Below are 4,428 nucleotides of genomic sequence, written 5' to 3' on the forward strand. Positions count from 1 at the left end.
GGTCGCCGCTGCATCCGGTGCGACCGGCGCGCGATGCGCGGCGATGGCGGCGGCCTCGTCCCGCAGCCGGCGCGCGGCCTCGGCGAGGGGGGCGAGGGGGAAGCGGCCGGCCAGCGCGGTCTCGAGCGAACCCAGCTCGGCCAGCAGCGCATCCGCCGTGGCGGCGTGGTCCAGCGGCACGACCGGGTCCGCCAGCAGGCGCCAGCAGGCGTGCAGCAGCACGCGCGTGTCGCGCACCAGGTTCGCCTCGTCCACCTTGTCGATCAGGTCGTGCGGCGTGTGCCACCACCAGCCCAGCGCGTTGCGCGCCTTGGCGTGCTTCGACGGCTGCTCGCTGATCGAGCCGAGCATGGAGGGGATGCCGATGCCGACAAAGCTGTCGTCGGAGCTGCGGGCCTTGCGCTTGCCCTTGTAGTCCTGGTTGGCGTGGACCCGCACCGCCTCCGCCGCCAGGTGGCGCAGCTCGCTCATCGCCGCGGTGTTGGACAGCACGGTCGCGCCCGTGCCGCCCAGGCTGTCCACGTTGACATGCGCGACGCAGCGGCGGTCCAGCTCGTCCCAATGCGCATCGGCGTACCAGGCGGAGCCGGAGTAGCGGCCATGCGAATGGCCGGACCAGAAGCAGATGCGGAAGCCGCGGCGGAGGACGTCGCGCCGCTGCGCGACCAGGCGCCCCACCTCCATCATGCCGGCATTGGCGGAGCCGTTATCCATCACGCCGAAGTACCAGGTGTCGTGATGGCCGGACATCATCACGAAGGGCGCGGCGGCGCCGCCCGGCGCGTCCAGGTCGCAGACCAGGATCGGCGTCTTGCGCCAGCCCGTGTCCACCTCGGCATGCAGCGTCACCACGGGCGCGGCGCCCGCGGCCAGCGCGTCACGGATTGCGCCGCCATCGGCAGCGGAGATGGTGCAGGCGACGGTGCGCGGCAGTCCCTCCTTCGTGCTGGCGGAGGGGCTGCCCCAGACCGGGGAGATGCACATCTCGTGCAGGTGCTCGTGGTGGCTGATGTGCAGCTGGCCGGCGGCGCCGGCCTGGGTGGCGCGCTGCGCCACGGCAGGCGTCGCCATGCCCTCCAGCAGCAGGATGCGGCCGCGCAGGTCCCTGCCGGCGAAGTCGGCCTCCGTCCCGTGTCCGAGATACAGCGGCACGCCGGAGAGTCCGCCGGGCGGCGAGGACAGCGAGAAGGACTGGGTGATGGCCGTCACCGCCCGCCCGTCCACCGTCACGCCTGCCTTGCCGGGCAGGCTGATGAAGGCGTCGTGCAGCAGCACCTGGGTGCGGTAGCCGTACTCCTGCATGCGGCGCTCGACGAAGGACAGCGCCTCGCGCTCCTCCGCGGTGCCGGACAGCTTCACCCAGCGCGCGATCTCGCGCAGGTTGGCCATCATCTCCGGCCCGCTGACGGCTTCGGTCGGTGCGTCGGTCATGCGCGGTTCCCTCGCTTCGGCGGCGCGAGGCCCGCGCCGATGTCCCACCACAGCCCGGCCATCAGGCCGAGCCCTTCCCGCAGCAGCGGGGCGAGCGCGTGCTCGTCCGGGCCGTGCTGGTTGCAGCCGGCATAGCTGTTCGGGATCCAGATCACCGGCAGGCCCAGTTCCTCCTGGAACATGTCCGACGGGTTGGAGCCGGAGGAGTTGGGCACGACATTCGGCGCCCGGCCGGCGCTGCGTTCCAGGCTCTCGGCGACCATGCGCACCCAGGGATCGTCCGGGTCGGTGCGGCTGGCGCCGAACATGTCGCGCTCCAGCACCGGGATCACCTGCACCCCGCCGAAGCCGCGCGCATCCAGGTGGCGGCGCAGCGCGGGCACGATGTCGGCGCCGCGGATGTCGGCAGTGTGGCGCACCTGCAGGCGGGCGCGCGCCTCGCCCTGCACGGCATTGGTCGGCGCGTCGGGATGGCCGGTGACCTGCGCCAGCACGATCACGCTGGTCCAGCCGAAGATCTTCTCGCCCGTTGTCAGGCCAGGCTCGCCCCAGCCGGGATCGGCCTCGGGCAGGCCCTCGATGGGTTCGACGACCAGCGCGCCGATGGCGCGATTCACGGCCGGCGGGATCGCCTGCGGCGTCCAGCCCTCCACCAGGATGCGGCCCTGCGGCGTGACGATGCTGGCCATGGCATGCGCCAGGATGAAGCCGGGGTCGGGCAGCACGCCGCCCCAGTGGCCGGAATGATGCGCGTGGTCGCGCAGGCGGACGACGAGGTCGAAGGCCACGCCGCCGCGCGCGCCCAGCTTGATCTCCGGCATGAAGGTGGTCTGGCGCGGGCCGTCGAGGCCGATGAAGACATCCGCCGCCAGCCGGTCGCGCTCCGCGCGCAGCAGCTCGCGCAGGCCTGGCGAGCCCTGTTCCTCGCCGGTCTCGACCAGCACCGTGGCGTTGAAACCGAGGCTGCCGCGTTCGGCGAGCACGGCGCGCAGCGCCTCGATGGCAATCAGGTGCTGGCCCTTGTTGTCAACCGTGCCACGGCCATACCAGCGATCGCCGCGCACGGTGACCTGCCAGGGATCGAGACCGTCGCTCCACTTCGGCGCGAGGCCGCGCACCACGTCGCCATGGCCATAGACCAGCACCGTGGGCAGCGCCGGGTCCTCGATGCGCGTCGCGACGAAGACCGGGCCGCGGCCTTCGCGCGGATTCGCCAGCACAGAGGTGGCGAAACCCATGCCCTGCATCAGCTCCGGCAGGGTCTCGGCGCAGTAGCGAGTCAGCGCCGGCAGGCTGCCGTCGAGCTGGCTCTCGGTCGGCACGGCGACCAGGCGGCGCAGCTTCGCGAGGTAGTCGCCGTCGTCGAAGCCGCGCTGCGCGCGCGCGATGGCCGCATTCCGTGACATGTCCACGCCTGCCCTCCCGCGCCGGTCGGGCGATGCTCGCACGGCTGCGGCGCGCGCGTGAAGATGCGGGCCGGCGCCGTTGCGGTGCGGATCAGTCCTTGTCCGCCAGCGTTACGCGCCGGCCGCTGCGCGACGCCTCGGCGACGGCCTCGATGAGGCGATGGCGGTCGAGGGCGGTGGCGAAATGGGGCGTCGCGTCGCGGCCGCTTCGGATCGCTGCGGCGAAGCGGCGCAGTAGGCGCGCGGTGAAGGCGGGCGCGCCGCCAGGCATCCCGTCGGGCAGCGGCGCGGGATCGGCCGGCGGCACGGCCGCGAACTCCCGGCTACCCTGCAGCGCTGCCTCCAGCCGCAGCACGGCGCGCTGGATGCCGACGGGCGCGTTGCCGATCGGCGGCGCGGTGGTGACCACCAGGTCGCCCGCCGTGCCGTTGATCTCGAAGCGCAATCCGGTCGGCGCGTGGATGTCGGCCTTCACATGCAGGCTCGCCACGGCGCCGGAGCGGAGCCGACCGGCGACGAGAAGCTGCGTGGGCGCGGTGACGGGAATGCGCTCGTTCCCCGGCGTCAGGGTCGCAACGGGCTGCGGCGTCGCCACCACGGCCGACAGTTCCGCGAAGCCGCCGAGGCAGGCGCAGAGGGCATCCAGCGTGTGGCCGCCCGGCACGGTGAGCCCGGTCGCGCCGAACCGGGCATCCATGCGGTAAGCCTCGCCGGCCGGCAGCACCGGGCCCCAGTTGTTCAGCGAGGCGGTCAGCGTGCAGGAGATGATGCGGCCGATCGCGCCGTCCTCCACCAGGTCGCGCGCCTGGATCAGCACCGGATGCGCGTGGCTCTGCAGGCCGACCATGTGGCGCACCCCCGCCGTGGAGGCGGCCGCGTGCATGTCCGCCGCCTCCGCCGCATCCAGCCCGAGCGGCCATTCGCAGAAGACGTGCCGGCCGGCGCGGATGGCGTCCAGCACGATCTCCCGGTGGAAGGGCACCTTCACCGCGACGATCACGGCGTCGAGCTCGGCCTCCGCGATCATGCGGCGCCAATCGGCATAGGCGTGCGGCACGCCATGGCGACGCGCGGTCGCCTCGGCGCTCTCCTGCCGCGTGGTGGCGACGGCGGCCAGTTCGAACTCCGGCAGGTGGCGCAGCGCCGGCAGGTGGGCGGCCTGCGCCCAGCCGCGCTCGGGATGCGCGCCGACGATCCCGATCCTGACCGGTGCTTCCGCCATGCCGTGCGCCCCTGCTGCGGTGCCAAGGATAGGGCGCGGGCAGCGCTGCCGGCTTTGTTCGTGTGGCACAGCAGCTTTGCGACCGCGGGGCGGGTCAGGGCGCCGGGCCAGGACGCATGATCGGGCACCGGCGCGCAGACGCCGCCATGCAGTCCGGAGGAACACGATGCCGCCCGTCATCCCGTCCCGCGTGCCCGGCGCCCGCAATCGACCCTTCGCACGCCGCGTGGCGCTGGCCGCGGCGCTCGGCCTTCCGCTCGCCGCCGTCGCCCCGGCGCGCGCGGACGAGTATCCCGCGCGGCCGATCCGGCTGATCGTGCCCTTCCTGGCCGGGGCGGGCACCGACCTGTCGGCGCGCATCGCGGCGGA

The 4,428-nt window shown here is 73.5% G+C and carries 3 protein-coding genes and 1 pseudogene; 1 reads left to right on the forward strand and 3 read right to left on the reverse strand.

Going from position 1 to position 4,428, the window contains the following annotated elements:
- From OZN99_RS26255 to OZN99_RS26265, 3 genes are all read right to left on the reverse strand, one after another.
- The coding region (locus OZN99_RS26255; RefSeq protein ID WP_270938187.1) for a M28 family peptidase at window positions 1-1,431 on the reverse strand (1,431 nt) is incomplete at its 3' end.
- Window positions 1,428-2,837: a M20/M25/M40 family metallo-hydrolase gene (locus OZN99_RS26260; RefSeq protein WP_270938189.1), complete on the reverse strand. Its 1,410-nt coding sequence runs from the start codon at window positions 2,835-2,837 to the stop codon at window positions 1,428-1,430. The genes OZN99_RS26260 and OZN99_RS26255, both read right to left, overlap by 4 nt.
- A gap of 91 nt (window positions 2,838-2,928) precedes the next feature.
- Window positions 2,929-4,059, reverse strand: a complete 1,131-nt coding sequence (locus OZN99_RS26265) for a Gfo/Idh/MocA family protein (protein ID WP_270938188.1) — start codon at window positions 4,057-4,059, stop codon at window positions 2,929-2,931.
- A gap of 166 nt (window positions 4,060-4,225) precedes the next feature.
- On the opposite strand from OZN99_RS26265, the pseudogene OZN99_RS26270 reads away from it, so the two are divergent.
- A pseudogene (locus tag OZN99_RS26270) lies at window positions 4,226-4,428 on the forward strand (hypothetical protein); the annotation flags it as partial.

Source organism: Falsiroseomonas oryzae, from assembly GCF_027856955.1.
GTDB classification, from domain to species: Bacteria; Pseudomonadota; Alphaproteobacteria; order Acetobacterales; family Acetobacteraceae; genus Falsiroseomonas; species Falsiroseomonas oryzae.

Coding starts and splice junctions, on each gene's coding strand:
- OZN99_RS26260 (WP_270938189.1), bottom strand. CDS start 2,837: ATGTCACGGAATGCGGCCATCGCGCGCGCGCAGCGCGGCTTCGACGAC.
- OZN99_RS26265 (WP_270938188.1), bottom strand. CDS start 4,059: ATGGCGGAAGCACCGGTCAGGATCGGGATCGTCGGCGCGCATCCCGAG.